Raw genomic sequence first — 25,813 nt, 5'->3', positions numbered from 1 at the left:
GGCTGCCCGCCCCGGGCCGGGCATGGGGGCGCAAACTCCATGATCGACGCGGCTGGAGGGGCTGCGGCGCCGAGGTCGGGATCGGGTTGTGGGAGGGTGCTGAGCCATGGTGCAATTCCCGACCCTGGGCACCCTGGCGGTGGAGCGAGCGCTCGACCGAGCCGATCTGGTGGCCCGGCCGGTGGCGGACGCGCTGGCGGCGTTCGGCTCCGCGGACCGTGTCGCGGTGGCCCCGATCGACCCCCGCCTGGCCGACACGGCCGACTTCTGTGCTGCCTACCGCGTGCCCCTGGCGGCGTCGGCGAATTGCGTCGTCGTCACCGGCAAGCGGGCGGGCGAGTCGCGGTGGGCCGGGGTGGTGATCCTGGCGACCACCAGAGCCGACGTCAACGGGGCGATCCGTCGCCGGCTCGACGTGCGCAAGCTGTCGTTCGCGCCGATGGCAGAGGCGGTCGAGCGCTCCGGGATGGAGTACGGCGGGATCACCCCGATCGGTCTGCCCGCCGACTGGCCGATCCTGATCGACGCGGCGGTGGTCGCGGCCGGACCGGTGGTGATCGGCGCCGGGATTCGGGGGGCCAAGATCGTCCTGGACGGTGCACTGCTCGCCGCCCTGCCCGGCGCCGAGGTGATCAAGGACCTGGCGACCCCGGTCTGATCGCGCTCGGCGGGCACTGAACAGGTCGGCGCCCGCGTCGCCGACCGTCGTCCGGAGGACCTGCTGGAGATCACGCACGGCGGGCAAGATTTCCCGCGCGATCAGCGCGATGTGGTCCAGGTCGGCGAGATCCAGGATCTGCAGGTACACCCGCTGCACGCCGGCCGCCGCGAACTCGACGAGGGTGTCCCGGACCTGATCGGCCGTGCCGGCCAGCGGACTGAGCCGGGCCTGCTCGGGCGTGCGACCCATGGCCGCGGCGCGCCGGGCGAACTCGGTCTCGTCCGCGCCCACGAACGTGGTGTGCGCGGTCGAATAGACCAGCGTGCTCGGATCGCGACCGATCGCCTCGGCCGCCCGGCGGACCCGCGCGTACTGCGCGGTGATCTCGGCCAGATCGGTGAATGCGACGTTGATCTCGTCGGCGAATCGGGCGGCCAGGGCCGGCGTCCGCTTCGGTCCCTTGCCGCCGATGATGATCGGCAGGTGCGGTCGACCGTCGGCATCCCGCTGGCGCGGTTGGGGCAGGCCGGGTGCGCCCGTCAGCGAGTAGAAGCGTCCGGTGTGGTCGAAGGTCCGGCCGGTCGGCGTGGCCCACAGCCCGCTGATGATCTCCAACTGCTCGGTCAGCCGGTCGAATCGCTCGCCGAACGAGGCCCCGAAGTCCAGTCCATAGGCACGGTGCTCGCGCTCGAACCAGCCCGTCCCGATACCGAGTTCCATTCGGCCATCCGAGATGTCGTCCACCGTGGCGGCCGCGATGGCCGTCATCGACGGGTGCCTGAACGTCGCCGAGGTGACCAGGGTGCCGAGCCGGATGTCGGGCACGAGGGCGGCGATGGCGCCGAGGCTGACGAACGACTCGGTCGGCCCGGGCAACCCGCCGGCGCCCAACGCGAGGACGTGGTCGGAGCGGAAGAAGGCGGAGAAGCCGCCGTCCCGGGTCGCCCGGGCGACCGCCAGCAGGTCGGCGTGGGCGGCGCCCTGCTGCGGCTCGGTGAAGATACGCAGATCCATGCCGGCAGCGTAGGACCGCGCTGAACAAGCAGGCTCACTCCTGCCTCGCCAGATTGCGTGCGCCCGGTCCTACTGCCTCCATGGTGGCCTCGCCAGCTCGGCCAGTAGAGGACAGTCCCGACGGATGGCGTCCGGCGCCGATCGGCGCGGCATGATCGTCGGCGGCCGGGCAGGATTGGGCCATGGCCCCCGCAGAGCCCGCCGTCGACCCCGCCCGTTTGCTGGACCTCGCCATGCGCGGGGCTCGGGCCGCCGGGCGTGAATTGATGAACCGTTACGGCAAAGTCGAAGGCCTGACGGCGAAGTCGTCGGCGACCGACCCGGTCACCGACGCCGACCGCTGCGCCGAGTCCATGCTGGTCAAGCTGATCATGTCGGAGCGGCCGGACGACGGTCTGCTGGCCGAGGAGGGGTCCGAGCGGGAGTCGGCGACGGGCATCCGGTGGGTCATCGACCCGTTGGACGGCACCGTGAACTACCTGTACGGCCTGGACAACTTCGCGGTCAGCATCGCCGCGGAGGACGCGGACGGCCCGATCGTCGGCGTGGTGCACAACCCGCTGACCAAACGGACCTTTCACGCCATCCGGGGCGTCGGGGCGAGTGTCGACGGGCGGCCGCTGAAGGTGCGGGACCCGGTCCCGATGGGGCATGCGCTGGTCGCCACCGGGTTCGGCTACGACCCGGAGAACCGCCGCCGGCAAGGAGCGCTGGTCGCTGCGCTGCTGCCCCGGATCCGCGATATCCGGCGCATCGGCTCGGCCGCGCTCGACCTGTGTGCGGTGGCCTCCGGGTCGGTCGACGCCTATTTCGAGGAGGGCGTCAAGGCTTGGGACATCGCGGCGGGTGGCCTGATCGCCCAGGAGGCGGGTGCGTTGGCGATCCGCACGCCGCCGATCGCCGGGCAGCCGGGGCTGCTGGTGGCCGGGCCGGCGTTGTTCGACGAGTTCACGGCCGTGCTGACCGAGTTCCGGGATGCCCGCGTCGCCGGCTGACTGCCGCACCCGCCCGTTCCGGCCGCACCGGACCCGTCCGCAGCGGACCCGGCCGCACCGGACCCGCCCACACCCGGCCCGGGGTGAGGGCGTCCCGGGTCGCCGACCGACGCGCCCGACCGGTCAGCGCGACGGGTGGCGGACGGTGCGGAGCGACGCCCCGACCTGGGCCAGGTCGGCCCACTGCGCCGCACTGGTGAGCACCGCGAAGGTGCCGGCGGCGAAGTGGCGCAGGTCGTCGCCGTCCGCCTCGGGCGCCTCGCCGGTGCTGAGCCGGGACTGGGTGACCAGCTCCCACGCGGTCGACGGAATGGTGGGCGCGTGACCCACGACCAACAGCGTCGTCACCGACTCCGGAATCGCGGCGACCTCGGCGAGGATGTCGTCGACCCCACCGCCGTAAAGCTCCTCGGAGTACCGGACGTCGCCGGCGACGCCGGCCGCGGACCGGGTCTGCCGGGTACGGGTGGCGGTGGAGCAGATCGTCAGGTCGATCGGGGGCAGGTTGGACCGCAGCCAGCGCCCGGCTTCGGTCGCGGCGCGCACGCCGTCGGGGGTGAGCGGCCGGTCGTGATCCCGAGCGGCCCCGCCCGCCGCGGCATGCCGCATCAGCACGATGGTGCGGGCCGATCCCCCGATCGGTTGGTCGTGCTGGGCCATCCGTCCTCCTGTCGCCGGCGCCGAGCCCGGTGGATCCTCCCCGACCGGGCGGCCACACGGTAGCGCGTCACCCGGCCGACGTCCGGCCGGCCGATCACGAAGAGTTTCCGCCCGTTAACCCGTTCCCGCGTTGAAACCATCGGCGAGCTGTGATGTCATGGGGTTACTGGTCCAGCAGAGGCGCCAGGAATGTCCTGCAATTCTCAGGAGTTCCTTGTGACCGCTGTCTTCGAACCTCTCACCCTGCCCACGGCACCGCTCACCTCGTCTGCCCCTGCGGCGCCGAGCCGACCGTCCTCCGGGCACACCATCGCGTCGGCGCCTACCGGCGAGCGGGCCCAACGCGTCCGTGCCCTTCTGGAGTACACGTCCACCTGCACGGACCCGGTCGAGTTGCAGCGGTGCCGGGAGCAGGTGGTGACCGAATACCTGCCGGTCGCCCGGTCGCTGGCCGGCCGGTACGCCGGCCGTGGCGTCGAACGCGGCGATCTGGAGCAACTCGCCTGCCTCGGCCTGGTCAAGGCCGTGCAGCGGTGGCAGCCCGGTCGCAGCGAGGACTTCCTGCAGTTCGCCGTCCCGACGATCGTCGGTGAGATCAAGCGTTACTTCCGCGATCACTCGTGGCTGGTCCGTCCGCCGCGGCGGATCCAGGAGTTGCGGGCGGCCATCTCGGAGGCCGAGCAGTTGTACCGGCACCGGGACGGCAGCGCGCCCAGCGATGCCGAGCTGGCCGCGGCCACCGGCGCCAAGGCGGAGGACATCGGTGAGGCCCGCGCCGCGTCGGCCTGCTGCCGTCCGCGGTCGTTGGACGAGGAACAGGGTCCCGGCCTCGCGCTGGCCCTGTCCTGGGGTGAGGAAGATCGCGAGATCGGGCGGGTCGAGGACCGCGCGACGGTGGAGCGGCTGCTCGACGCGCTGACCGACCGGGAACGGGACGTCGTGCACATGCGGTTCGACAACGGGTGGTCCCAATCGAGGATCGGCCGGGAGATCGGCGTCAGCCAGATGCAGGTGTCCCGCTGGCTGCGGGTCATCACCGACAAGCTGCGGTCCTGCCTGGAGCGGTAGGCGACGGGCCGCCTGTGCGGCGCGCCGTTCGTCCGCGCACGCTGCCCCGGGGCCGCCGCCGCGCCCGCGGCGGCGCCTCCGGCCGGCCGGGTGGCGGCCGGATCGGCGACCCGATGGCGGCCTGGTCCGGTGATCCGGATCAGTTCGCGGTGACCGGTCGGTCGGGCAGCTGACCGGTGCGGACCAGGGTCGCGGCGACCTCGTGGAGCTTGATGTTGTGCTCCTGCGAGTGCCGGCGAAGCACGGCGAATGCCTTCTCGGGGGTGAGACGGTATCGCTCCATGAGGATGCCCTGGGCCTGGCCGATCAGGTGTCGTGAGTCGATGGCCCGCCACAGGTCCCGTTCCGAGCGAAGCCGGGCGAGCGCGACCGAGGCATGCGCGGCGACCACCTTCGCGGTCTCCACCTCGTCGTCGGCGAACTCCTCGATGCCCTTGTAGTACAGATTCAGCGCACCGAGCACCCGGGCATCGGTGAACAGGTGGATGCTCAGCACGCTGTGCAGCCCCATCGCCGCCACCGCCGGACCCCAGGTCGGCCAGCGCGGGTCGGTCTCGGTGTCCACGATGAGGTAGGCGCCGCCCTGCTCGGCCGCCCGCAGGCAGGGACCCTCGTCGAACTCGTACTGCAGGTTGTCGGCCTGCTCGATGAGCTCGCCCGACGTCGCCGTGGTCTCCGCGCCGCCGGTGGTCCGGACCAGGGTGACGCTGGCCCCGAAGCATTCGCAGGACGCCATCGCCAGGTCGACGACCGACTGCAGCGCGTCCTGCACGCCCGGGTTCGCGGCGACCTCGCGGGCGGCCTCGGCCATCGACGATTCCGACGTCGATTCGACGTCGGAATCGATCGGGGTGTCGTCAGCGGGCATCGTCACATCGTTCCTGTCCGATTGCGGTCGGGTCGCGGTCTGGGTCGGGCGCGCTCAGCGCAGGTCCCGCACGGCGGGGCGGATGGGCGGCGGTGCAGCGTCCCGTGGTTCGGAACCGGGTGGCAGCCGGGAACGATCGCCGATGCCCGTCATGTCCGGTTCGGACGCGCGCCGGGTTCGCGGCGACCGGGTCGACGACGAGTCCGGGTGCTCGGCGTTCGCCTTGATCACCACGATCCGGTCGCCCGGCTGGAACACCTTGACGCCGCCCGAGTCGAAACGATGCGAGACCCCGTTGCGGATCACCGTCAGCACGATCTCGCCGCGGGCCTGCAACCGGGCGGGCGCCAGGCCGACATCCTCGGGGCGCACCTCCCGCTCGGTGATCTGCAGGCCGGCCACGGGTTCCAGCAGATCTTCGATGACCTCGCCGGCGTTCGGTGCGAAGATCGACAGGCCCAGCATCCGGCCCGCCGATTCCGCGGTGGGAATCACCACGTCGGCCCCGCCCTGCCGGAGCACCTCGATGTTCTGCTCCTCGCGGGCGGCGGCGGCGATCGTCGCGTTCGGGGCCAGCCGTCGGCAGGTCAGGGTGACCAGCACGCTGGTGTCGTCCCGGTCGGCGGCGACGATCACCTGGGTGGCGCTGGGGACCGCGGCCTGCCGCAGCACCTCCTCACGGCGGGCGTCGCCGAGCACGCCGACGCATCCGTCGCCGGTGGCGGCCTTGATGTTGGCGCCGTCGCTGTCCACCACCACTATGTGGTCGGCCGGGTACCCCTGGTCGATCAGCGCTCCGACCGCCGACCGGCCCTTCATGCCGTAGCCGATGACGACCGTGTGCTTCTTCACGCGCTTTCTCCAGCGACTCGTGCGGAACTGCTGCCGGCTCCGTTCGGTGAGCACCTCGATGGTGGTACCGACCAGGACGATCAGGAAGATGAACCGCAAGGGGGTGATGACGACGATGTTGGTGAGCCGGGCCGTTTCGGTGACCGGGGTGATGTCGCCGTAGCCGGTCGTGGACAGGGTCACGGTCGCGTAGTAGAGCGCGTCCAGCCAGGTGTCGATCTGGCCCTCGAGATCGCGGTAGTCCGCCCGTTCGACGTAGACCACGACCGTGGTGATCACCACACACATCACCGCGACGAAGATGCGCAGGCCGATCGCCCGGACCGGGCCGTGTTCCTTGACCGGCAACGACAAGGTGGGATTCTCGTGCACCACAAGGCCGCACAGTACGCCGAAGCCGCAGGTGGTCGGGGCCGTGGGGCGGCGCCGGCGACCCGCCCGGGTGCGGCTGGTGGCGGGGTCTCAGGGAGCGGGCGGCTCCCGGTCGGCCAGGAATGCCTCGAACTGGGCGCCCAGTTCGTCCGCGGTGGGGAGCGGCGCCGAGTGGGCCAACAGGCTCTGCCCGGTGGCCGCGGCGTAAGCGTCGTACTGCTGCTCCAGCGCCTTGACGACCTCGGCGACTTCGGCGCTCTCCTCGATCTGCTTGGCCAGTTCGGTGCGCACCTTGGCAGCGGCCTCGTCCAGCCCGGTGGTCGGCAGCAGCAGGCCGGTGGCGTCGGCGGTGGCCTGGACCAGCGTCCGGGCGGTCTCCGGGTAGTCGGAGCGGGCGATGTAGTGCGGCACGTGGGCGGCGAATCCGATCGCATCCCGGCCGGCCCGACCGAACCGGTACTCGAGCAGACCGACCGCGTGACCGGGGACCTGGATGACGCCCATCCAGTCCTCCTGTTCGGGCAGCAGTCCCTTGCGAGTGGCATGCGAAGACATCCCGGTGGGTCGGGTGTGCGGCACGCCCATCGGAATCGCCATCAGGCCGACGGTCAGGCGGACCGCGAACCGATCGGCGATCTGCCCCACCGCGGCGATGAACCGCTCCCACTGGCCGTCGGGCTCCGGGCCGGACAGCAGCAGGAAGGCGGTGCCATCGGCGTCGGTCAGCGCCCGCATCTGAAGCTCCGGCTGCTGGTAGTCGGTGAACGCATTCTGCTGGTAGGTCAGGATCGGCCGGCGCGCCCGGTAGTCGATCAGCTGGTCCACGTCGAACGTGCCGATCACCGTGTTCGGCAGGGTGGACATCAGATGCTCCACCGCGAGCCGCACTCCGGACCCGGCGTCGATGTAACCGTCCAGCGCGACGATCAGCACCGGGTTGTGCAGCGCCTCGATTTCGTCCCGCTCCAGGTGCAGCTCGTACAGCTCGCCTGGTTCGCTGCCCATTGCGTTGCTCCGTGTCGTCTCGTCGGTTCGTCGCGATGCCGGCCGGGCCGCTCGCCCGTCCCCGGCAGTCTGCCGGTCCATCGTCGCCCGCTCGTCCATGCGGGGCAACGTGATCGGCTCGGCCGGCATTCCCAGCCCCGTCGACCGCCCCTCGTGCCGCGCGGACTTGCCTACCCGGTACCCCCGACCACCCCCCCCGGCCGCGCGGATTTACCTGCCGGTACCCCCGACCACCCCCGCCGCGCGGATCAACTTCGCAGGCGCGGCTGAACTAGTCGACTTCCGTCCCATCCGTCACATTCCGCGTCAGTTGATCCGCGCGGGTGTCCCCACCATGCAGCCCGAGCTGTCCACATCGCGGCGCGGCCGACATCGTCGACTCGCGCCTCGCCCGTCACAAAGCCGGTGAGTTGATCCGCGCCGGCCTTGTTGATCCGCGCGGTCAGGTGAAGACGACGGTGCGCATCCCATCCCGGAGAACGCGGTCCTCGAGGTGATAGGTGAGCCCGCGGGCGAGGACGGACTTCTCGATGTCCCGGCCGAGCCGCACCAGGTGGGCCGGCGAGTCGGCGTGGTCCACCCGGATCACGTCCTGGTCGATGATGGGCCCCGCGTCCAGCTCCGGCGTCACGTAGTGGCAGGTGGCGCCGATCATCTTCACGCCGCGCACGTAGGCCTGGTGGTAGGGCCGGGCGCCGCGGAACGAGGGCAGGAACCCGTGGTGGATGTTGATCAGCCGGCCGTCCCAGGCCTGGCACAGCCACGGCGGGATCACCTGCATGTAGCGGGCCAGCACGATCGCGTCGGGATCGTGCCGCTCCACCTCCGCCCGGACCTGCTCGAACGCCGCGGCCTTCCCGGCTTCGTCGGTGGGCACCGGGATGTGCCGGAAGGGCAGACCGAAGAGCCGGGCCACCGGCTCCAGATCGGTCCGGTTGCCGATGACCACGCCGATGTCGACGGGTAGTTCGCCGGAATGCCACCGGGACAGCAACTCGTAGAGGCAGTGCCCCTCCCGCGAGACCATCAGCACGATGCGCTTGCGGTCGGCGCTGTCCACCACCTGCCAGCTGTCCGCGGCCAGCTCACCGGCCACTGCACCGAATCGCCGGCGCAATTCGCCGACCGGGAACGCCACCGAGGCGGCCCGGATCTCCTGCCGGGTGAAGAACCGGCCGGACTCCTCGTCCGAGTGGTAGGCCGCCTCGGTGATCCAGCCGCCGATGTCGGCCAGGAAGGTGGTGATCCGGGCGACGATGCCGGTGCGGTCGGGGCAGCTCAGGGTCAGGACGAAACGACGGTCATCGGACACGTCGGTCCATGCTGCCAGGCCGGTCGCGCTCGGACACCAGTGGCCGGGCGTCGGGTCAGCCCGCCAACCGGGACTTGATGTAGGCCTCCTCGCTGGCCAGTAGCTCGGAGATCTGTGAAGCGATGACGCCCTCGATCTTGGCGCCGAAGATCGGAATGGGTACGGCGGCCGAGCCGACCACGCTGAGCGTGGAGCCGGAGCCCGCGTTGGTCAGGGACATCGTGCCCTTCAAGGACGCCGGAGCGCCCTGAACGGTGACCGAGAAGTCTGCGGTGTAGCCGTCGCCGTCGGGCCGCCAGTTCTCGGTGCGCTCGGTGGACGGGTCGCCCTGGATCATCGACGCGACCATCGACGGCAGCGCGGAGGCCGGGATCGCCTGCCGGGTCACGATCGTGACGCCGGTGTCGGTGCTGACCACCTGAACGACCTCGGGGTCCAGCGCGCCGGAGTCGTCCAGCCGACCCTTGATGAAATCGGGGTCGTTGAACAGGGCGAAAACGTCCGCCGCCGGAGCGTCGAACTGTTGGGTCACCTTCAGCGGAGTGGGCAACGCGAGACTCCCGTCGAGAACCGGGCATGGTCGCCCGCGGATCGGCACCGGATTATCTCAGCATCCTCTCCGGCGGGTCGGAGTGGTGCAAGAGGCCCCGCCGTGTGCCGGCCGATCCGATAGCGGAGAGGTCCGGCTGCCGGATCGAACGGCAAAGGCTACGGTCAACGCGTCCGGTCGGCGTCAGATCTGTGGCCGCGCCGTTCGGCGATTATCGATCCGACGTACGGAGGAGTGGTCAGTGTCCCGTCATCCCCTGGACTCGCTCAGCGCCGAGGAGTTCCGTCGCACGACCGAGGCGCTGCGCGCAGCCGGCGACCTGACCCCGACGCGACGGTTTGCCTCCATCACCCTGGACGAACCGGCCAAGGCCGACGTGCTGGCGTGGCGCGAGGGCGACCCGATCGTGCGCCGGTCGTTGTCGGTGATGTGGGATCGATCGGACAACAAGACGTACGAGGCGATCGTCGAGCTCGCCGAGTCCGGTTCGGCCGACGATCGGGTCGTCTCCTGCACGCATATCCCGGGGGTGACCCCGAACTTCACCCCGGATGAGTGGCACGACTGCGAGGTCGCGATGAAGGCGAACCCGGAGGTCGTCGCGGCTCTGGCCGAGCGTGGGTTGACCGATCTGGATCTGGTGCTGATCGACGTCTGGACCTACGGCAAGGCGCTGATGCCGGAGAAGTACCGGGACAAGCGCCTCGGCTGGGCCGACATCTGGGTGCGGTCGACGCCGACCGGCAACCCCTACGCGAACCCGGTGTCCGGGATGAAGCTGATCGTGGACATGAACACGATGGAGCTGCTGGAGATCGACCGGGCCGACGTCGTCGCCGCGCCGGCCCCGGTGATGGGTGAGTACGAGCCGGCCCTGGTGCCGGGCCAGACGCTGCGGGAGGACATCAAGCCGCTGGACATCGTCCAGCCGGACGGCCCGTCGTTCGAGGTCGACGGAAACGTCATCACGTGGCAGAACTGGTCGTTCCGGCTGGCCTTCAACTACCGGGAGGGCCCGGTCATCCATCAGGTCACCTACGACGACCACGGGACGGTGCGGGACATCGCCTACCGGATGTCGTTCGCCGAGATGATCGTGCCGTACCGGGATGCCAGTTTCGACCACTACCGCCGCACCGCCTACGACATCGGCGAGTGGGGCATCGGCTACATGACCCAGTCGCTGGAGCTCGGCTGCGACTGTCTGGGTGAGATCCGCTACGTGGACGCCGTTCTCACCGACAGTCTGGGCGAGCCATCGACGATCAAGAACGCGATCTGCCTGCATGAGGAGGACAACGCGGTCCTGTGGAAGCACGTCGACTCGATCAACGGCCGGGCCGAGGTGCGTCGGGCCCGGCGGATGGTCGTATCCATCCACGCGACGGTGGCCAACTACGAGTACCTGGTCTACTGGCGGTTCTACCAGGACGGCAACATCGAGTGCGAGGTCCGGGCCACCGGGATCATGGTCACCACGCCGATTCCGGAGGGTGACCCCACGCCGCGGACCGGCACCCTGGTCGATCACCGCACCTACGCCCCGTTCCACCAGCACTTCCTGGTCGCCCGGCTCGACCTGGACGTCGACGGGCAGCAGAACAGCGTGGTGGAGAGCGACTCGTACGCGTTGCCGGTCGGACCGGACAACCCGTACGGGTTGTCGTTGGTGACCGAGGCGACCGTCATCGAGTCGGAGTCGCAGTCCGCCCGCGACTTCAACTACGAGCGGCAGCGCGGCTGGAAGGTGGTCAATCCCAACAAGACCAACGCCTTCGGTACCCCGGTGGCCTACAAACTGGTTCCCGGCGCGGCGTTCCCGGTGATGATGGATCCGTCGACGGCGCAGTACCTGCGGGCGCCCGTGATGGGCCACACGCTGTGGGTGACGGCCAATCACGACGAGGAGAAGTGGCCGGCCGGAACGTATCCGACGCAGAGCGAGACCGACGACGGCCTGACGAAATGGATCGCCGACGACGAGCCGTTGGTGAACACCGACGTCGTGCTCTGGTATGTGTTCGGGATTCACCACATCACCCGGGTCGAGGACTGGCCGATCATGCCGGTGGACACGATCTCGTTCTGGCTCAAGCCGTTCGGCTTCTTCGACCGGAATCCCTCGCTGGACGTGCCGCCGCAACCGGGATCCGGCGACCACTGCCACACCTGATCGGGGTTCGGCCCGGACGCGGACGCCGATCCGAGTCTCCCGCGTCCGGCCGCCGGACGGGGTCGAGCGGACCTGGATCGGCGCGGCCCGGATCGGCGCGGGTGGCTCAGCGGGTGAACGTGCCGAGCCCGTTCTTGTTCCACTGCTCGACCGTGACCGACGAGGCGGAGTCACCGGTCATCGTGAAGGTGACCTCGGAGATGCTGCCGTCGGCGACATTCTCACCGCCCGGTTCGGTGCCCCGGTTGCCGACCGGGTCGAACGTGAACGTCGGCCCGTCCCAATGGGTCAGCTGATACTGCACCTGCTTGGGGCCGGCGGTCAGGACCAGGCCGCCGCCGGACTCGCCGATGGTGATGGGCCCGAAATAGTCGTTCTGGTAGGTGCCGACATAGGCCGAGGTCGCGGCGGCCGGCGCCGCGGCGGCCGGCGGCGTCTGGCCGACCAGTTCGCCCTGCGGCGCGTTGATCGCGACGAACGCGTTCTGGAAAGCGGTCAGCCAGTCGTACTGCACGGCTCCGTATTCGGCGACGTCGGCGAACGAGGCGGTGACGCTCTCGGCGGTGCCGTTGGCGGTCCCGTTGGTCAGCACCACGATGCCGAGGTCGAGCGCGGGAATCATCATGACGGTCGTGCCGGCCCCCGAGGAGAACGCGCCCGAGTGGGTCAACCGGACCCGGCCCGTCGCGTCGTTGCTGACGCCGATGCCCTCGCCGTAGAAGCCCGCCCGCGCGTCGATCTGCTCCGGCGTCGGGCTGCCGTCCGCGCTGCGGATGACCGGGGTGAGGGCCGTGCGCAGGGCCGCGTCGTCCACCAGCTGGGTACCGTCGGGAGCCTTCCCGCCGGCCAGGACCAGCGCCATCCACTTGGCGACGTCGGTGGCCGAGCCGCTCACGCCGCCGGCCGGCGACTGGTTGTCCGGGTCCCGGACGTAGGTGGCCGCATAGCCACCGCCGTCGATCGGCGCGTGCAGGACGGCGTGGTTCGGGTTGGCCTGGAAGGCGGCAAAATCGGAGCTGGTGGTGCTCATCCCCAGAGGCGCGTACAGGTCGCGGCTCGACAGCGTCGACCAGGCGGTGCCGGCCGCCGCGGCGACCGATTCGGCCCCGGCCGTCATGCCGAAGTTGGTGTAGTTGTAGACCGCGCGCAGCGGGTTGAGCGGCAGGTACTTGAGCCGGTCGAAGATCTGCTGCTGGTCGTAACCCAGGTCCTCCAGGTCGTCCCCGGCGTGGTTGGGCAGGCCGGAGCGGTGCGCGTACAGGTCGGCGATGGTGACGTTCTGCGTCACGCCGGGGTCGGCCAGGGTGAAGCCGGACAGGTGGTCGACGACCGGGGTGGTCCAGTCGACCGTGCCCTTGCCGACCTCGGCCGCCACCACCGTGGCGCCGATCGGCTTGGACACCGACGCGAGCTGGAACGATGTGTCGGCGTCGACCGCACCCGGCCGGCCGACCTCGCGGACGCCGTAGCCCTTGGCGAACACGATCTTCCCGCCGTGCACCACGGCCACCGCCATGCCCGGGAGGCCGCTGCGGTCCATCGCGTCCTGGGCGATGGCGTCGACCTGATCGATGGCGCGGGCGATGTGCGCGTCGTCGGTCGGCACCCCCGGCAGACCGGCCGGGTTGCCGGGCGGCGCCGGCAGCGGGTCCGCGGTGCCGGACGCGGCGACCGAACCGGCACCCGAGCCGGACTCCGAACCGGTCGCCGCGGCCCCGGACGGCGCCCCGGACGAGCTGCCCGTGGAGGCGGCCGGGGACCCGCCCGTGCAGGCGGACAGCAGCAGGGCGGCGCCGAGCACGGCGGCCAGCGGGCGCAGTCGTCGGATCATCGGTCTTCCTCGCGATCGGTCGTGCGGCCCCTGAATGCTGCCGCCCGGCACAGCCCCGGGGGTATAGGCCCAGGTCGCCAATCCGGGCTGGCGACCTGGGCCCATACCCGCCGGTCGGCCCGGGGGCGACAATGCGATGACATCCGACCCGCGCACCCAACCGGGCGGGACCGGCCGGGAAGCGGAAGGGTGGCAGGCATGCGGGTGGTGATCGGCGAGGACGAGGCGCTGCTGCGCCGGGGTCTCGTGCTCGTGCTCGACAGTGCCGGCATCGAGGTCGCCGGTGCCGCCGCCGATGCCACCGGCCTGCTGGAGCTGACCCGGCAGCACGAACCGGACCTGGTGATCACCGATGTGCGGATGCCGCCGACGCACACCGACGAGGGCATGGTGGCCGCGTTGAGAATCGTCCACGACCATCCGGGCATTGCCGTCGTGGTCCTGTCCCAGCACGTGCAGCGTCGCTACGCGATCGAGCTGCTGGCCGAGAAGCGCCAGGGAATCGGCTATCTGCTCAAGCAGCGGATCGCGGATGTGGAGACGTTCTGTGATGATCTGCGCCGGATCGCCGCCGGGGGAGCGGTGATCGATCCCGAGGTCGTGGCCATCATGGTCGACCGGGCCCGGCTGGACGACGGCATCATCGGCCGGCTGACCCCGCGCCAGCACGAGGTGCTCAAGCTGGTTGCCGAGGGCCGCAGCAACGGGTACATCGCCGCCGAGCTGGTGATCACCGACAAGGCCGTGGTGCAGCACACCTCGCGCATCTACGACGCCCTCGGGCTGCCCGCCCACGACGACGGCCACCGCCGGGTGCAAGCGGTGCTGAAGTACCTCGCCGGCACCTCCTCGCCGGCCTGACGGGCCGGGGGAGCCGACAATGCCCGAGCCGGTGACGATCCGGTCCGCGCTGGCCCGCTCGCTGCGCCGGTCGTTGCTGATCCTGGCCGCCGCCGTGCTGGGCGGTAGTGCCCTGCTGCTGGTCGCGCTGATCACCGAACGGTCCAACCCGCCCTGGGCGTACCTGCTCTTCAGCGCCGCGAGCTGGATCTGGCTGCTGGCCGGCGTGCTCGCCTGGTGGCGCCGGCCGTCCAACGGGATCGGCGCCCTGCTGGTACTCGGGTGCCTGACGCTGGTGCTGGGTGAGGCGTCCAGCAGCGTCATTCCCGCGGTCGCGGCGGTCGGTGCGGTGTTCGCCACCGCGCCGCTGGCGGTGACCGTGCACCTGTTGCACGCGTTCCCTGCCGGCCGGATCCGCGGCCGGGCGTCCCGGATCACCGTCGTCGCGGGCTATCTCGTGGTGTTCGTGCTGCAGGTCCCGCTCTACGCGTTCAACGCGGTGGATGTCGCCCTACCGGTGTTCGTCGCGGACCGGCCCGATCTGCTGGCCACCGGCCGGGCCGTTCAGCAAGTCGCCGGGGCGACCGTGATGATCGCGACGGCCGTGATCCTGATCGGCCGGCTGCGCCGGGCGCTGCCGTACCAGCGGCGGGTGCTGATCCCGCTGTTCGGTTACGGCATTCTCGCCGTCCTGTACATCCCGCTGTCGTCCGCGGTGCTGCGGCCGTGGCTCGATCTCGACCCGGTATTCCTGGCAACCAGCCAGATCGTCGTGGTGGCGGCGATTCCGGTCGCATTCGCGCTGGCCGTCCTGCGCGGTGGGTTCGCCCGGACCGGCGAACTGGAGGAGTTGGCGACGTGGCTGGGCGCGCCCGGGGACCGGTCCGACCTGTCGATCGCCCTGGCGTCGGTGCTCGGCGACGGCTCGCTGGAGCTGGTCTTCTGGGTGCCCGAGGAAAGCCGCTACGTCGACGCGGCCGGCGGACCGGCCGAGCTGCCCGGGCCGGGCGAGCCGCGATCGTCGGTGCCGATCGAGCTGTCCGGCCAGCCGATCGGCGCGATCGTCTACGACGCCGAACTCATCGCCGACCCGGAACTGGTCGCGGCCGCCGGTCGGGTGGTCGCGCTCGGGGTCGACCGGGAGCGGCTGACCGCGGCGCTGCGCACGTCCGAACAGTCGCTCCGACGGTCCCGAGAGCGGCTGGTGGAGACGGCCGATCGGGAGCGCAAACGCATCGCTCAGGACCTGCACGACGGCATCCAGGTGCAACTCGTCCTGCTCGCGATGCGGGCCCAGCAACTCGCCATCGGCCTCGACCCGACCGATCCGGTCCGGGGCCAGGCCGTGGACCTGCGCCGCGGCATCGACACGGCGGCGGCCGAATTGCGCGCCCTGGTGCACGCCGTCATGCCGGCCTCGCTGGTGGAACGGGGGCTGGCCTCGGCGACCGAGGATCTTCTCGACCGGGTACCGCTGCGGACCAGCCTGCAGATCGCCGGCCTCGGCTCGCTGCCCGACCCGGTGCAGAGCACGGCGTACTTCGTCGTCGCCGAGGCGGTCGCGAACGTGGTGAAGCACGCCGGGGCCGGCAAGGTGGTCGTCCGGCTGACCGGCACGGGCGGGATGCTCGACATCGAGGTGACCGATGACGGGCGGGGTGGGGCGTCGGCGGAGCAGGGCACCGGCATCCGCGGGCTGGTCGACCGGGTCGACGTGCTGGGGGGCAGGTTCGAGTTGTCCAGCCCGCCGGGCGCCGGCACGACCCTGCGGGTACGGCTGCCGATGTCGTCCTGACCACCCGGACCCGAAGACACGAATGCCGCAGGACAGGGTCATCCTGACCCCGTCCCGCGCCACCGGAATTCGAGAACGTGCGGTCAGCCCGCCTTGGGCGCGCCCTCCTCGGCGTCGACCTGGTCGGCCAGCGACGGCCGGGACCCGGGCAGGACGACCGGGGCGCGCCCCTTCTTGCGGTTCTCGTCGAGCTCGACCATGGTCCGTTCGAAGGTGATGATCCGGTGACCCCGGCTCTTGCTGAACCACAGCGAGCGGGCCCAGTTGTAGAGCGTGCCGAGCCGGTTGCCCCAGCCGACCAGATACGCGACGTGGATGAAGCCCCACATCAGGTAGGCGATGAAGCCGGTGGTCTTGACCCCGAAGGCGTCGGCCACCGCCGCCTTGTGCCCGATGGTCGCCATGCTGCCCTTGTCGAAGTACTTGAACGGGGGCGGCGTCGGCGTGCCGGTGGTGCGGGACGTGATCAGCTTGGCGACGTACTTGCCCTCCTGCATGGCCGGTTGGGCCACCCCGGGCAGGCCGTTGAGCGAGACCATGTCGCCGATCGCGAAGACATCGGGATGCCCGGGCAGCGAGCAGTCGGGGTTGACCGACACCCGGCCGGCCCGGTCGGTGTCGGCACCGGTCTTCTCCGCGAGCATCTTGGCCAACGGGGACGCCTGCACACCGGCGGCCCAGATGCGGGTGCGCGCCCGGATGGTCTCGACCCCGTTGGGGCCCTTGACGGTGATGGACTCGTGATCCATGTCGGTCGCCAGGGTGCCGGTCCGGATCTCCACCCCCATCTTTTCCAGGTGGCCCTTGGTGTACTTCTGCAGCTTCTCGTCGAACGGCGGCAGCACCGCCGGGGCACCCTCGAGCAGGATGATGCGCGCCTCGGTGGTGTCGACCGTGCGGTACTCCTGGGGCAGCACGAGGTGCGCCAGTTCGGCCAGCTGGCCGGCCAGTTCGACCCCGGTCGGCCCGGCACCGATGACGACGAAGGTCAGCCACTCGGCCCGCTCGATCGGGTCGGTGGCCATCTCGGCCATCTCGAATTTGCTCAGGATGCCGTCGCGCAGGTAGCGGGCGTCCTCGATGGTCTTCATGCCGGGGGCGTACTCGGCGAACTCGTCCTTGCCGAAGTACGAGTGGGAGGCACCGGCGGCGACCACCAGCGAGTCGTACTCCAGGTCGAGGGTGCGGCCGTCGGGCCCGAGGGCCCGAACCACCTTGTTGTCCAGGTCGAGGTCCTTGACCTCACCCAGCAGTGCCCGCGCGTTGCGCTGCTTCTTGATGGTGGCTCGAATCGCCGGGGCGATCAGTCCGGGGGAGATGAGGCCGGCCGCGACCTGGTACAGCAGCGGCTGAAACAGGTGATGGTTCGTTCGATCGATGATCGTGACGTCGACGGGCGCGTCCTTGAGATTGCGGGTCGCGTTCAGCCCGCCGAACCCGCCGCCGACCACGACAACCCGGTGTCGCCCGTTCGACATGCTTCCTCCATGGTGTCAGTGCAGATCATCTTCCACGGTCGGCCCCGATCGGAACCGCCGCGGACCGCGTTTGCTGCCCAGCGGTAGGGCCCCGATCGGGACCGGGCCGCAGAAAACTCGACCGCCCTGTGTCATACGCACACAAGATGGCGGTGACGTTACCGGGACGGTCGAGAACGGTCGCGCGATCGTCGCGCCCGACTGTGAGCGTGGTTACAGCTTGATGCCCACGTACTTGGTCTCGAGGTACTCCTCGATGCCCTCGGCGCCGCCCTCACGGCCCAGGCCGGAGGACTTGACCCCGCCGAACGGGGCGGCCGGGTTGGAGACGATGCCCTGGTTGATGCCGACCATGCCGGTCTGCAGCCGTTCGGCCACCGTCAACGCTCGGGTCAGGTTCTCCGTGAAGGCGTAGGCGACCAGGCCGTACTCGGTGTCGTTGGCCTTGGCGATCCCCTCGTCGTCCGTGTCGAAGGTGATGATCGGGGCGACCGGTCCGAAGATCTCTTCGGTGAACACGCGGGCGTCGGTGCCCACGCCGGTCAGCACGGTCGGCGGGTAGAAGTGGCCCGGCCCATCGATGGCGGTCCCGCCGGTGAGCACGGTGGCGCCCCGGTCGACGGCGTCGGTGACCAGCTCGGTCACCTTGTCCACGGCCGCGGCGTCGACCAGCGGGCCGACCTGCACGCCGTCCTCGATGCCGGGGCCGATCGTCATCGCGCCCATCCGCTCGGCCAGCTTTCCGGCGAACTCCTGCGCGACGCTCGAGTGCACCAGCAGCCGATTGGCCGCGGTGCACGCCTCACCGATGTTGCGCATCTTGGCCAGCATCGCGCCTTCGACGGCCTTATCCAGGTCGGCGTCGGCGAACACCAGGAACGGGGCGTTCCCGCCGAGCTCCATGGACGTCTTCAGCACGTTCTGCGCGGACTGCTCGATCAACCGGCGACCGACCGGGGTGGAGCCGGTGAAGGTCAGCTTGCGCAGCCGCGGGTCACGGATGATCGGCTCGCTGACCGCGCCCGAGTGGGACGTGGTGATGACGTTGACCACTCCGTCGGGCAGGCCGGCCTCGATCAGCACCGCGGCCAGCGCCAGGGTGGTCAACGGGGTCTGCGCGGCCGGTTTGATGATCGCCGTGCACCCGGCGGCGATGGCGGGGCCGAGTTTGCGGGTGCCCATGGCCAGCGGGAAGTTCCACGGGGTGATCGCGTAGACCGGGCCGACCGGCTGCTTCATGGTCAGCAGCCGGGTGCCGCCGGACGGGGCGACGGAGTAGCGGCCGGCGATCCGGACGGCCTCCTCGGAGAACCAGCGGAAGAACTCGGCGCCGTAGGTGACCTCCCCGCGGGCCTCGGCCAGGGGCTTGCCCATCTCCAGGGTCATCAGCAGCGCGATGTCCTCGGCCCGTTCGGTGAGCAGCTCGAACGCCTTGCGCAGGACCTCGCCGCGGGCCCGCGGGTCGGTGGCGGCCCAGTCGTCGGCGGCGGCCACCGCGGCGTCCAGCGCCTCGATGCCCTGCTCCGGAGTGGCGTCCGCGACCTGGGCGATGGTCTGACCGGTCGCCGGGTTCTCCACATCGATGGTGTGTTCGGTGCCGATCCACTTCCCGCCGATCAGCAGGCCCTGGGGGACCGCGTTCAGGACGCGGGAGACGGTTTCGTCGGTGACAGCCATGATCGTCCTTCGAGGTCGGTGCATCGGTGATACGTGGTCGTTGTCGGTGCGTGGTTCAGGCGGCGAGCTGGTCGATCGCGGCCTCGATGACGTCCAGACCCTCGTTCAGCAGGTCCTGGCCGATCACCAGCGGCGGCAGGAAGCGCAGCACGTTGCCGTAGCTGCCGGCGGTGAGCACGACCACGCCCTGCGCGTGGCAGGCCTTGGCGATCGCGCCGGTCAACGCGGCGTCGGGCTCGGTGGTGCCCGGCTTGACCAGCTCGACGGCGATCATCGCGCCCCGCCCGCGGATGTCGCCGATGGCGCCGTGCCGGGACGCGATGGCCCGCAGCCGGGTCAGCATGGTGTCCTCGATCGCCCGGGCGGCGGCGGGCAGGTCCAGCTCGCGCATGGTGGCGATGGTGCCGAGCGCGGCGGCGCAGGCCACCGGGTTGCCGCCGTAGGTGCCGCCCAGGCCGCCGGCGTGCACCGCGTCCATCAGCTCGGCCCGGCCGGTGACGGCGGCCAGCGGCAGCCCGCCGGCGATGCCCTTGGCCGTGGTGATCAGGTCGGGCACGACACCCTCCCGGTCGCAGGCGAACCAGTCGCCGGTGCGGCAGAAGCCGGTCTGGATCTCGTCGGCGATGAACACGATGCCGTTCTCGGAGCACCAGGTGGCCAGCGCGGGCAGGAAGCCATCGGCGGGCACGACGAAGCCGCCCTCGCCCTGGATCGGCTCGATGATCACGGCGGCGACGTTGTCGGTGCCGATCTGGACGGCGATCTGGCTGATCGCCCGGGCCGCGGCGGCGGCGCCGTCCACCCCGGAATCGCGGAACGGGTAGGACGTCGGCACCCGGTAGACGTCGGAGGCGAACGGGCCGAACTTGTGCTTGTACGGCATGTTCTTCGCGGTCAGCGCCATCGTCAGGTTGGTGCGGCCGTGGTAGGCGTGGTCGAACGCGACGACCGCGGTCCGGCCCGTGGCCTGCCGGGCGATCTTGACGGCGTTCTCCACCGCCTCGGAGCCGGAGTTGAACAGCGCCGACTTCTTGGCGTGGTCACCGGGGGTGAGGTCGGCCAGCTGCTCGCAGACCTGCACGTACCCCTCGTACGGGGTGACCATGAAACAGGTGTGGGTGAACGCGGCGACCTGCGTGGATACTGCGTCGACGACCGCGGGGGCGGCGTTGCCGACGCTGGTCACGGCGATCCCCGAGCCGAAGTCGATCAGTGAGTTGCCGTCGACGTCGACCAGGACGCCGCCGCCGGCCCGCTCGATGAACACCGGGAAGGCGGTGCTCACGCCGGCCGAGACGACCGAGTTGCGGCGGGCGAACAACTCGCGGGAGCGGGGGCCGGGCAGCTCGGTGACGATCCGGCGTTCCTGCGGCAGGTCGGCCGGGACGGCGGCGGACGTGGGGGTCGGGAGGGTGGCGGTCATGAATGCTCCTGTCTCAGGCGGTGCTCGGCTCGCCCGGGTGGGTCTTGGCGGCGTCGGGTGGTCGGCGAGGGCTCGCGTCGTTGAGCCCAGCCTTCCCGACGCGGACTGTCCAGGTAATGGTCACAAGTGGCGCATTACCCTGGTCGATGTGGACAGAATGGAGCACACCCGATGGCGTTGACGGTGCCTGCCCTCGTCGCGCAGCGGGATCTGGGCGTGCGGATGCTCGCCGGGGCGGGCGCGCCCGAGCAGCCCATCACCTGGGTCCACGGGAGCGAGCTGGACGACCCGACCCCGTTCCTCTCGGGCGGTGAATTGCTGCTGACCACCGGGTTGTTCGTCCGGCCGGCGACCGACTTCCCGGCCTATGTCGGACGGCTTCGCGCCGCCGGGGTGCTCGGCCTCGGGTTCGGGGTCGGGCTGAGCTGTGCCGAGGTACCCGCCGACCTGGTGACGGCCGCCGAGCGGATCGGCCTGCCGCTGCTGGAGGTGCCGCGCCGGACGCCGTTCATCGCGCTGTCCAGGGCGGTATCCCGAGCGCTGGCGGCGGACGAGTACGCGGCGGTGTCCCGGACCTTCCTCGCGCAGCAGGAGCTCACCCGGGCGGCGCTGGCCCCGGATTCCCCGGCGCGGCTCATCCGGCTGCTGGCCCGCAAGGTCGACGGGTGGGCCGTCCTGCTCGACGCCCGGGGCGGGACGCTGGCGCTGGGCGGAGGCCGCGCCGCCGCGATGGTGCCGGCCGTCGCGGTCGAGGCGGCCCGGTTGCGGGAGCACCGGGGGTCGGTCGGTGCGGGGTTCGACGTGGACGGCGAGGCCGTGAGCCTGCAACCGGTGGGCGCCGGAGTCCGCCGCCGGGCGTTCCTGGCGGTGGGCCGCCCGGGGCCGCTGTCGCCCGCGGATCGACACCTGGTCAATGCGGCGGTGATGCTGCTGACCCTGGGCCTGGAGCAGCGCTCGGTACCGGACACCTCCGGCGCGGTTGCGGCGGCCGTCCTGGAGCTCGCGCTGGAGGGCCATCCCGACCTCGCCGCGACGATCGCCGCCCGGGTCGGTCGGCAATGGCCGGACGCCCCGCTCGTGGTCCTGCTCGCCCTCCCATCCCCATCTGCCGCGACCCCACCCCACGCGCTCCCCACCGCCGCCCCCCCACCCCGCGCGGATCAACAAGGCCCGCGCGGATCAACCAGCCTCGGATGGGACGGGTGGGACGGGAGTCAACGACTTGCGCCGCGCGGCTGGGTCGCCCGGGACGGCCGCGATCGGGAGACCGGGGGAGGGCCGGACGCCGGTCCGGACATCGACGTCCCGGTGTGGTCGGCCGAACTCGACGGTGAGCTGATCGCGGTCGCGCCCGCCGAGGTTGCCGAACGGCTGGCTGCCGACCTCGCCACCACCGGCCGGACCGTCGGCTGGTCGGCTCCGACGCCCGCCACCGGTCTGCCCGCCGCCCGGCAGCAGGCCCGGCGCGCGGCCGAGGCCGCGGTGGGCCGGGGATTGCCCGCGCTCGGCTTCGACGCCGTCGGTTCGACCGGCATCGCCGGGGTCTGGGATCCGTTACGGGCGGCGGCGTTCGCGGAATCGCTGCTGGCGCCGCTGGTCGACCACGACCGGACCCGCCGCGGCGAACTGGTCACCTCACTGCGCGCCTGGCTGGCCCATCACGGTCAGTGGGACCCGACCGCGGCGGCGCTCGGGGTGCACCGGCACACCCTGCGGCGACGGATGACGCTCGCGGCCGAGCTGCTCGGCCGCGACCTGGACTCGCCGACCGTGCGCAGCGAGCTGTGGCTGGCGCTGGAAGCGATGGGCCCACCTGTGACGATCACGGCACCGTGACCATCATCGGGAGTCGGGCGCCGAGACGGAATCGCAACCTGAGGCACCCACAATGGGCGGGCAGATTCGTCCGGAATGCCCGTCCGGAATGCCGATCCGGACTGTCGAGAGGACCACGCCCGTGCCTACCGAGCAGACCGTCGCCGTCGCCGAGCCCGGCGACCCCGGCGGGCCGTCCGCGCCGGCCGAGCGCGACCCACCCCGGCGCGGCGCCTGGTTCCGGTACACGTTGCCCGGCGCCTGGACCGCGCTGATCTTCGCCTGCCTGTCGTTCAGCCCGTCGCTCGTGCCACGACCGGGCCTGCTGCAGGGCGTGGTCTGCGGCATCACCGCCGCCATCGGGTACGGCCTGGGCGTCATCGGTGCGTACGTCTGGCGGACCTTCCCGGACCGTCCCCCGCGGCCCGCAGGCAAGCGGTCCTGGCCGGTCTTCTTCGGGCTGGGCGGCGCGCTGCTGGTCGTCAGCTGGCTGCTCGGCCAGCGGTGGCAGGGCCAGCTGCGGGAGATGATGTCGGCGCCGCCGGAGTCGTTCTGGTCCAAGCTGCTGTTGCCGCTGGCCGCCGCCGGGGTGTTCGTGCTGCTCATCGGGATCGGCCGCGGGCTCCGGGGCGCCTACCGCTGGCTGTGGGGTCTGCTGTCGAAATGGATCGGGCGACGGGCGGCGCGGGCGATCGGCTGGGTCGTCGTGGTCGGCCTGAGCTTGCTGCTGCTGTCCGGGTTGCTGCAGGACGTGTTGCTCAAGGGCATGGATTCGGCGTTCTCCGTGGTCGACGGGGGCACCTCGGAGCTTGTCACGCAGCCGACGTCGACGCTGCGCTCCGGCGGCGCCGACTCGCTGGTTCCGTGGGACACCCTCGGCTTCCAAGGCCGCAACTTCACCGGTGCCGGCCCGACCGCGCCGGAGATTGCCGCATTCTGGGACCAGCCGACCGCCGACGCGCCGATCCGCGCCTACGCCGGCATCAAGAGCGCGTCGGACGCGGAAGGCCGGGCCCGGCTGGCCGTCGACGATCTGGACCGGGCCGGGGGCTTCGATCGTGAGTATCTGCTGGTCGCCGGCACCACCGGGACCGGCTGGGTCGATCCCGCCTCGATCGACGCCCTGGAGTACGAGGTGCGCGGCGACATCGCCAGCGTCGCCATCCAGTACAGCTACCTGCCGTCCTGGCTCTCGTTCCTGGTGGATCAGGCCCGGGCGCGCGAGGCCGGTCGGGCGCTGTTCGACGCCGTGTATCAGCGGTGGTCGGAGCTGCCCATCGACAAGCGCCCCAAGCTGCTGTTCTTCGGGGTCAGTCTGGGGTCGTTCTCCGGCGAGGCCGCGTTCAGCGGCGAGGCCGACCTGGCCAATCGCACCGATGGCGTGCTGTTCGCCGGCCCGCCGAATTTCAACCCGCTGCGCCGGGAGTTCGAGACAGGTCGGGACGCCGGCAGCACGGCTGCCGCACCGGTCTTCCGGGACGGGCGGATCGTCCGGTTCTCCCCGGACCCGACCCAACCGGCCGGGCCCGCCGATGCCCCGTGGGACGGCACCCGGGTGCTGTACCTGATGCACGGCTCGGATCCGGTGGCCTGGTGGAGCCCGTCCCTGTTGCTGAACCGGCCGGACTGGCTGGACGAACCGGCCGGCAACGACCAGCTCGAGGAGATGTTCTGGATCCCGTTCGTGACGTTCTGGCAGGTCACCGTCGACATGATGGAACTCGTCGACGTGCCCAGCGGGCACGGGCACGACTACCAGGCCAACTACCTCGACGGTTGGGCACAGGTGGTGCAGCCCGCCGGCTGGACCCCCGAGAAGGCCGAGCAACTGCGCGCGATCATCCTGGCCGAGCCGGACCTGGGCTGAGCCGGCCCCAGGGGCTCCCGCGAGTGTGCAGAAAGGGCCCCTATTCCGGGTTCTCGGGGGCACCTTCTGCACACTCGGGTCCGAGTCCGAGTCCGGGTCCGGGTCCGGGTCCGGGTCCGAGTCCGAGTCCGAGTCCGAGTCCGAGTCCGAGTCCGAGTCCGAGTCCGAGTCCGAGTCCGAGTCCGAGTCCGAGTCCGAGTCGGGTCGGGTCGGGTCGGGTCGGGGTCAGTCCGGGTGCAGCACGACGGCGCAGGTGCCGTCCGGGTCGTCGAACGACCGTCGCCAGCTCAACCCGGGCCAGAACAGGTGCATGGCCTCGGATTCCGGGCGGTACAGGGCGGTGTAGACGGTGCCGAACGCGCGCCAGTAATGCGTCGAGTACAGCGGGGGCTTGAGGAACGCGGACACCAGGTCGGTCGGGCTGGGATCGGTCGCGACCAGTTCGGCGAGCCGTTCCCGCCGCGGCACGCTGGCGAATTGCTGGGCGTGCTCGACGCTGTCCGGCACTTCCCCGCGGTGGTTCGTGGCGATGGGGGACTCGGTGAATTCGGGCGCCCGGTCCGGTGCGACGAACGCGGTCAACACGTTCTTGCCGGCATCCACCACGGTCAGGTTGTAGGCCATCGCCACCGGCATCCGGGACAGGATCTCCCGGGCCTGCTCCGTCGTCGCGGCGACCTCCAGCAGGTAGCGGACCACGAGCGAGACCGCGAAACCCGGCCCCGATCCTCGCCGCCCGCCGAAACTGAGGGAGACGACCAGCCCGTCATCGTTCATCCCGTCGGTCAACCCCCACAGGCAGTCGCCGTTGCCGATGACCCGCCGGCCGGCGAATGCGCTGGAGAAGACCACTCGCTCCCACAGGGCGGGGGAGTAGTCGTAGTTGCGGCACAGCGCGATCTCCGGGTGGGTGACGACCGCCTGCGAGCAACCCGGCAGGAACCGGGGCGGGTCCCACAGGGTGAGCATCCGGGCGGCGACGTCGTCCGGCGGCAGACCGATGGCCGCGACGGCTTCGCCGGCGAGGTCGACCAACCGCCGGTAGGTCGGCACCAGTTCGGGCATGTGCTCGGCGAGCCGATCGCGGGCCGTGGTCAGAGCGGGCCGCGGGCGGACGTCCCGCTGCAGGTACCACCGGCGGTATCCCGGCCAGGTCGCGGTGAACAACGCCTGCCAGCGGGGGCCGGGGACGGGTTCCCGGATGCCGAAGACGGTCAGCGGGATCGGGGCGCCGGCGTCCGGCGGTTTGGCCGGCGGCAGCGCGCGCGGGAAGGGATTGAGTCCCTTGCGCCGCCCCCCACCGAGCACCATGGTCGACCCGTCCGCCCTCTCTGCCGTGCCGCCGCCGGCCGGTCAGCGGGCCGGCCCGCGTGCCATCATCCCCCGGCGGCGCGCTCCGTGCCCGGGCCGCCCGGGCGGCGAATCATCATGCGGCGTGGCCCGACCCGGCACCTCGCCGGTCGCGTGAGAATCACCGGGTGGATGAGCGCGCATCGATCCTGACGGGCCCGCGGGCCACGGTCCGGTCCTGGCTGACCGGTCTCGGTTCCGCCGCCG

Annotated in this window: 19 protein-coding genes and 1 pseudogene; 8 read left to right on the top strand and 12 right to left on the bottom strand. The window is 71.2% G+C overall.

Annotated elements, in window-relative coordinates:
- The first annotated feature begins 106 nt into the window (after positions 1–106).
- A complete protein-coding gene (locus ACILSK_RS05015; protein WP_395726160.1) occupies positions 107–658 on the top strand; it encodes a YbaK/EbsC family protein in 552 nt (183 codons plus the stop codon).
- A gap of 258 nt (positions 659–916) precedes the next feature.
- Here the strand turns inward: ACILSK_RS05015 and ACILSK_RS05010 are convergent.
- A pseudogene (locus ACILSK_RS05010) lies at positions 917–1,675 on the bottom strand (LLM class F420-dependent oxidoreductase); the annotation flags it as partial.
- Positions 1,676–1,857: 182 nt separating this feature from the next.
- Between ACILSK_RS05010 and ACILSK_RS05005 the strand changes: the two are divergent.
- Positions 1,858–2,670, top strand: coding sequence for an inositol monophosphatase family protein (locus ACILSK_RS05005; RefSeq protein ID WP_395726027.1), 813 nt, complete (start codon positions 1,858–1,860; stop codon positions 2,668–2,670).
- Positions 2,671–2,793: 123 nt separating this feature from the next.
- Here ACILSK_RS05005 and ACILSK_RS05000 read toward each other — a convergent pair whose 3' ends face one another.
- Positions 2,794–3,330 carry a SixA phosphatase family protein gene (locus ACILSK_RS05000; protein WP_395726026.1) on the bottom strand — a complete coding sequence of 179 codons (537 nt, stop codon included), beginning with the start codon at positions 3,328–3,330 and terminating at the stop codon, positions 2,794–2,796.
- Positions 3,331–3,546: 216 nt separating this feature from the next.
- Here ACILSK_RS05000 and ACILSK_RS04995 point away from each other — a divergent pair, with 216 nt between their 5' ends.
- Positions 3,547–4,398, top strand: a complete 852-nt coding sequence (locus ACILSK_RS04995) for a sigma-70 family RNA polymerase sigma factor (protein WP_395726025.1) — start codon at positions 3,547–3,549, stop codon at positions 4,396–4,398.
- A 139-nt stretch (positions 4,399–4,537) separates the two neighbouring features.
- Here the strand turns inward: ACILSK_RS04995 and ACILSK_RS04990 are convergent, their stop codons facing one another.
- The 5 genes from ACILSK_RS04990 to ACILSK_RS04970 form a co-directional block, all read right to left on the bottom strand.
- The gene (locus ACILSK_RS04990; RefSeq protein WP_395726024.1) at positions 4,538–5,266 is read right to left on the bottom strand and encodes an ANTAR domain-containing protein; all 729 of its coding nucleotides are present in this window, start codon (positions 5,264–5,266) and stop codon (positions 4,538–4,540) included.
- Positions 5,267–5,320: 54 nt separating this feature from the next.
- Positions 5,321–6,493 carry a potassium channel family protein gene (locus tag ACILSK_RS04985; RefSeq protein WP_395726023.1) on the bottom strand — a complete coding sequence of 391 codons (1,173 nt, stop codon included), beginning with the start codon at positions 6,491–6,493 and terminating at the stop codon, positions 5,321–5,323.
- A gap of 87 nt (positions 6,494–6,580) precedes the next feature.
- The gene (locus ACILSK_RS04980; RefSeq protein WP_395726022.1) at positions 6,581–7,495 is read right to left on the bottom strand and encodes a PAC2 family protein; all 915 of its coding nucleotides are present in this window, start codon (positions 7,493–7,495) and stop codon (positions 6,581–6,583) included.
- Positions 7,496–7,937: 442 nt separating this feature from the next.
- A complete protein-coding gene (gene purU / locus ACILSK_RS04975; RefSeq protein WP_395726021.1) occupies positions 7,938–8,807 on the bottom strand; it encodes a formyltetrahydrofolate deformylase in 870 nt (289 codons plus the stop codon).
- A 55-nt stretch (positions 8,808–8,862) separates the two neighbouring features.
- The gene (locus ACILSK_RS04970; RefSeq protein ID WP_395726020.1) at positions 8,863–9,357 is read right to left on the bottom strand and encodes a DUF2505 domain-containing protein; all 495 of its coding nucleotides are present in this window, start codon (positions 9,355–9,357) and stop codon (positions 8,863–8,865) included.
- A 217-nt stretch (positions 9,358–9,574) separates the two neighbouring features.
- Between ACILSK_RS04970 and ACILSK_RS04965 the strand changes: the two genes are divergently transcribed.
- On the top strand, positions 9,575–11,530 hold the full coding sequence (locus ACILSK_RS04965) for a primary-amine oxidase (RefSeq protein WP_395726159.1): 1,956 nt from the start codon (positions 9,575–9,577) through the stop codon (positions 11,528–11,530).
- A gap of 106 nt (positions 11,531–11,636) precedes the next feature.
- Here ACILSK_RS04965 and ACILSK_RS04960 read toward each other — a convergent pair whose 3' ends face one another.
- Complete coding sequence (locus ACILSK_RS04960) at positions 11,637–13,361, bottom strand: serine hydrolase (RefSeq protein ID WP_395726019.1); 1,725 nt, start codon at positions 13,359–13,361, stop codon at positions 11,637–11,639.
- Between the two features lie 198 nt (positions 13,362–13,559).
- Here ACILSK_RS04960 and ACILSK_RS04955 point away from each other — a divergent pair, with 198 nt between their 5' ends.
- Both ACILSK_RS04955 and ACILSK_RS04950 read left to right on the top strand, forming a co-directional pair.
- Positions 13,560–14,222, top strand: a complete 663-nt coding sequence (locus ACILSK_RS04955; protein WP_395726018.1) for a response regulator — start codon at positions 13,560–13,562, stop codon at positions 14,220–14,222.
- 19 nt (positions 14,223–14,241) lie between these two features.
- A complete protein-coding gene (locus ACILSK_RS04950) occupies positions 14,242–15,996 on the top strand; it encodes a sensor histidine kinase (protein WP_395726017.1) in 1,755 nt (584 codons plus the stop codon).
- An 83-nt stretch (positions 15,997–16,079) separates the two neighbouring features.
- On the opposite strand, the gene ACILSK_RS04945 is transcribed toward ACILSK_RS04950, so the two are convergent.
- The 3 genes from ACILSK_RS04945 to gabT all read right to left on the bottom strand — a co-directional run bounded on the left by ACILSK_RS04945 (position 16,080) and on the right by gabT (position 20,574).
- Entirely contained in the window at positions 16,080–17,474 is a 1,395-nt protein-coding gene (locus tag ACILSK_RS04945; RefSeq protein ID WP_395726016.1) for an NAD(P)/FAD-dependent oxidoreductase, read from the bottom strand.
- Positions 17,475–17,687: 213 nt separating this feature from the next.
- On the bottom strand, positions 17,688–19,151 hold the full coding sequence (locus ACILSK_RS04940; RefSeq protein WP_395726015.1) for an NAD-dependent succinate-semialdehyde dehydrogenase: 1,464 nt from the start codon (positions 19,149–19,151) through the stop codon (positions 17,688–17,690).
- A 55-nt stretch (positions 19,152–19,206) separates the two neighbouring features.
- A complete protein-coding gene (gabT, locus tag ACILSK_RS04935) occupies positions 19,207–20,574 on the bottom strand; it encodes a 4-aminobutyrate--2-oxoglutarate transaminase (protein WP_395726014.1) in 1,368 nt (455 codons plus the stop codon).
- A 171-nt stretch (positions 20,575–20,745) separates the two neighbouring features.
- Between gabT and ACILSK_RS04930 the strand changes: the two genes are divergently transcribed.
- Positions 20,746–22,410 carry a PucR family transcriptional regulator gene (locus ACILSK_RS04930; protein WP_395726013.1) on the top strand — a complete coding sequence of 555 codons (1,665 nt, stop codon included), beginning with the start codon at positions 20,746–20,748 and terminating at the stop codon, positions 22,408–22,410.
- 88 nt (positions 22,411–22,498) lie between these two features.
- On the top strand, positions 22,499–24,256 hold the full coding sequence (locus ACILSK_RS04925) for an alpha/beta hydrolase (RefSeq protein ID WP_395726012.1): 1,758 nt from the start codon (positions 22,499–22,501) through the stop codon (positions 24,254–24,256).
- 225 nt (positions 24,257–24,481) lie between these two features.
- On the opposite strand, the gene ACILSK_RS04920 is transcribed toward ACILSK_RS04925, so the two are convergent.
- Positions 24,482–25,567, bottom strand: a complete 1,086-nt coding sequence (locus ACILSK_RS04920) for a C45 family autoproteolytic acyltransferase/hydolase (RefSeq protein ID WP_395726011.1) — start codon at positions 25,565–25,567, stop codon at positions 24,482–24,484.
- Positions 25,568–25,813: the final 246 nt, after the last annotated feature.

Source organism: Nakamurella sp. (assembly GCF_044224575.1).
GTDB lineage: Bacteria > Actinomycetota > Actinomycetes > Mycobacteriales > Nakamurellaceae > Nakamurella.
The sequence above is the reverse complement of the archived record's forward strand: the minus strand, read 5'-3'. Positions and strand labels throughout refer to the sequence as shown.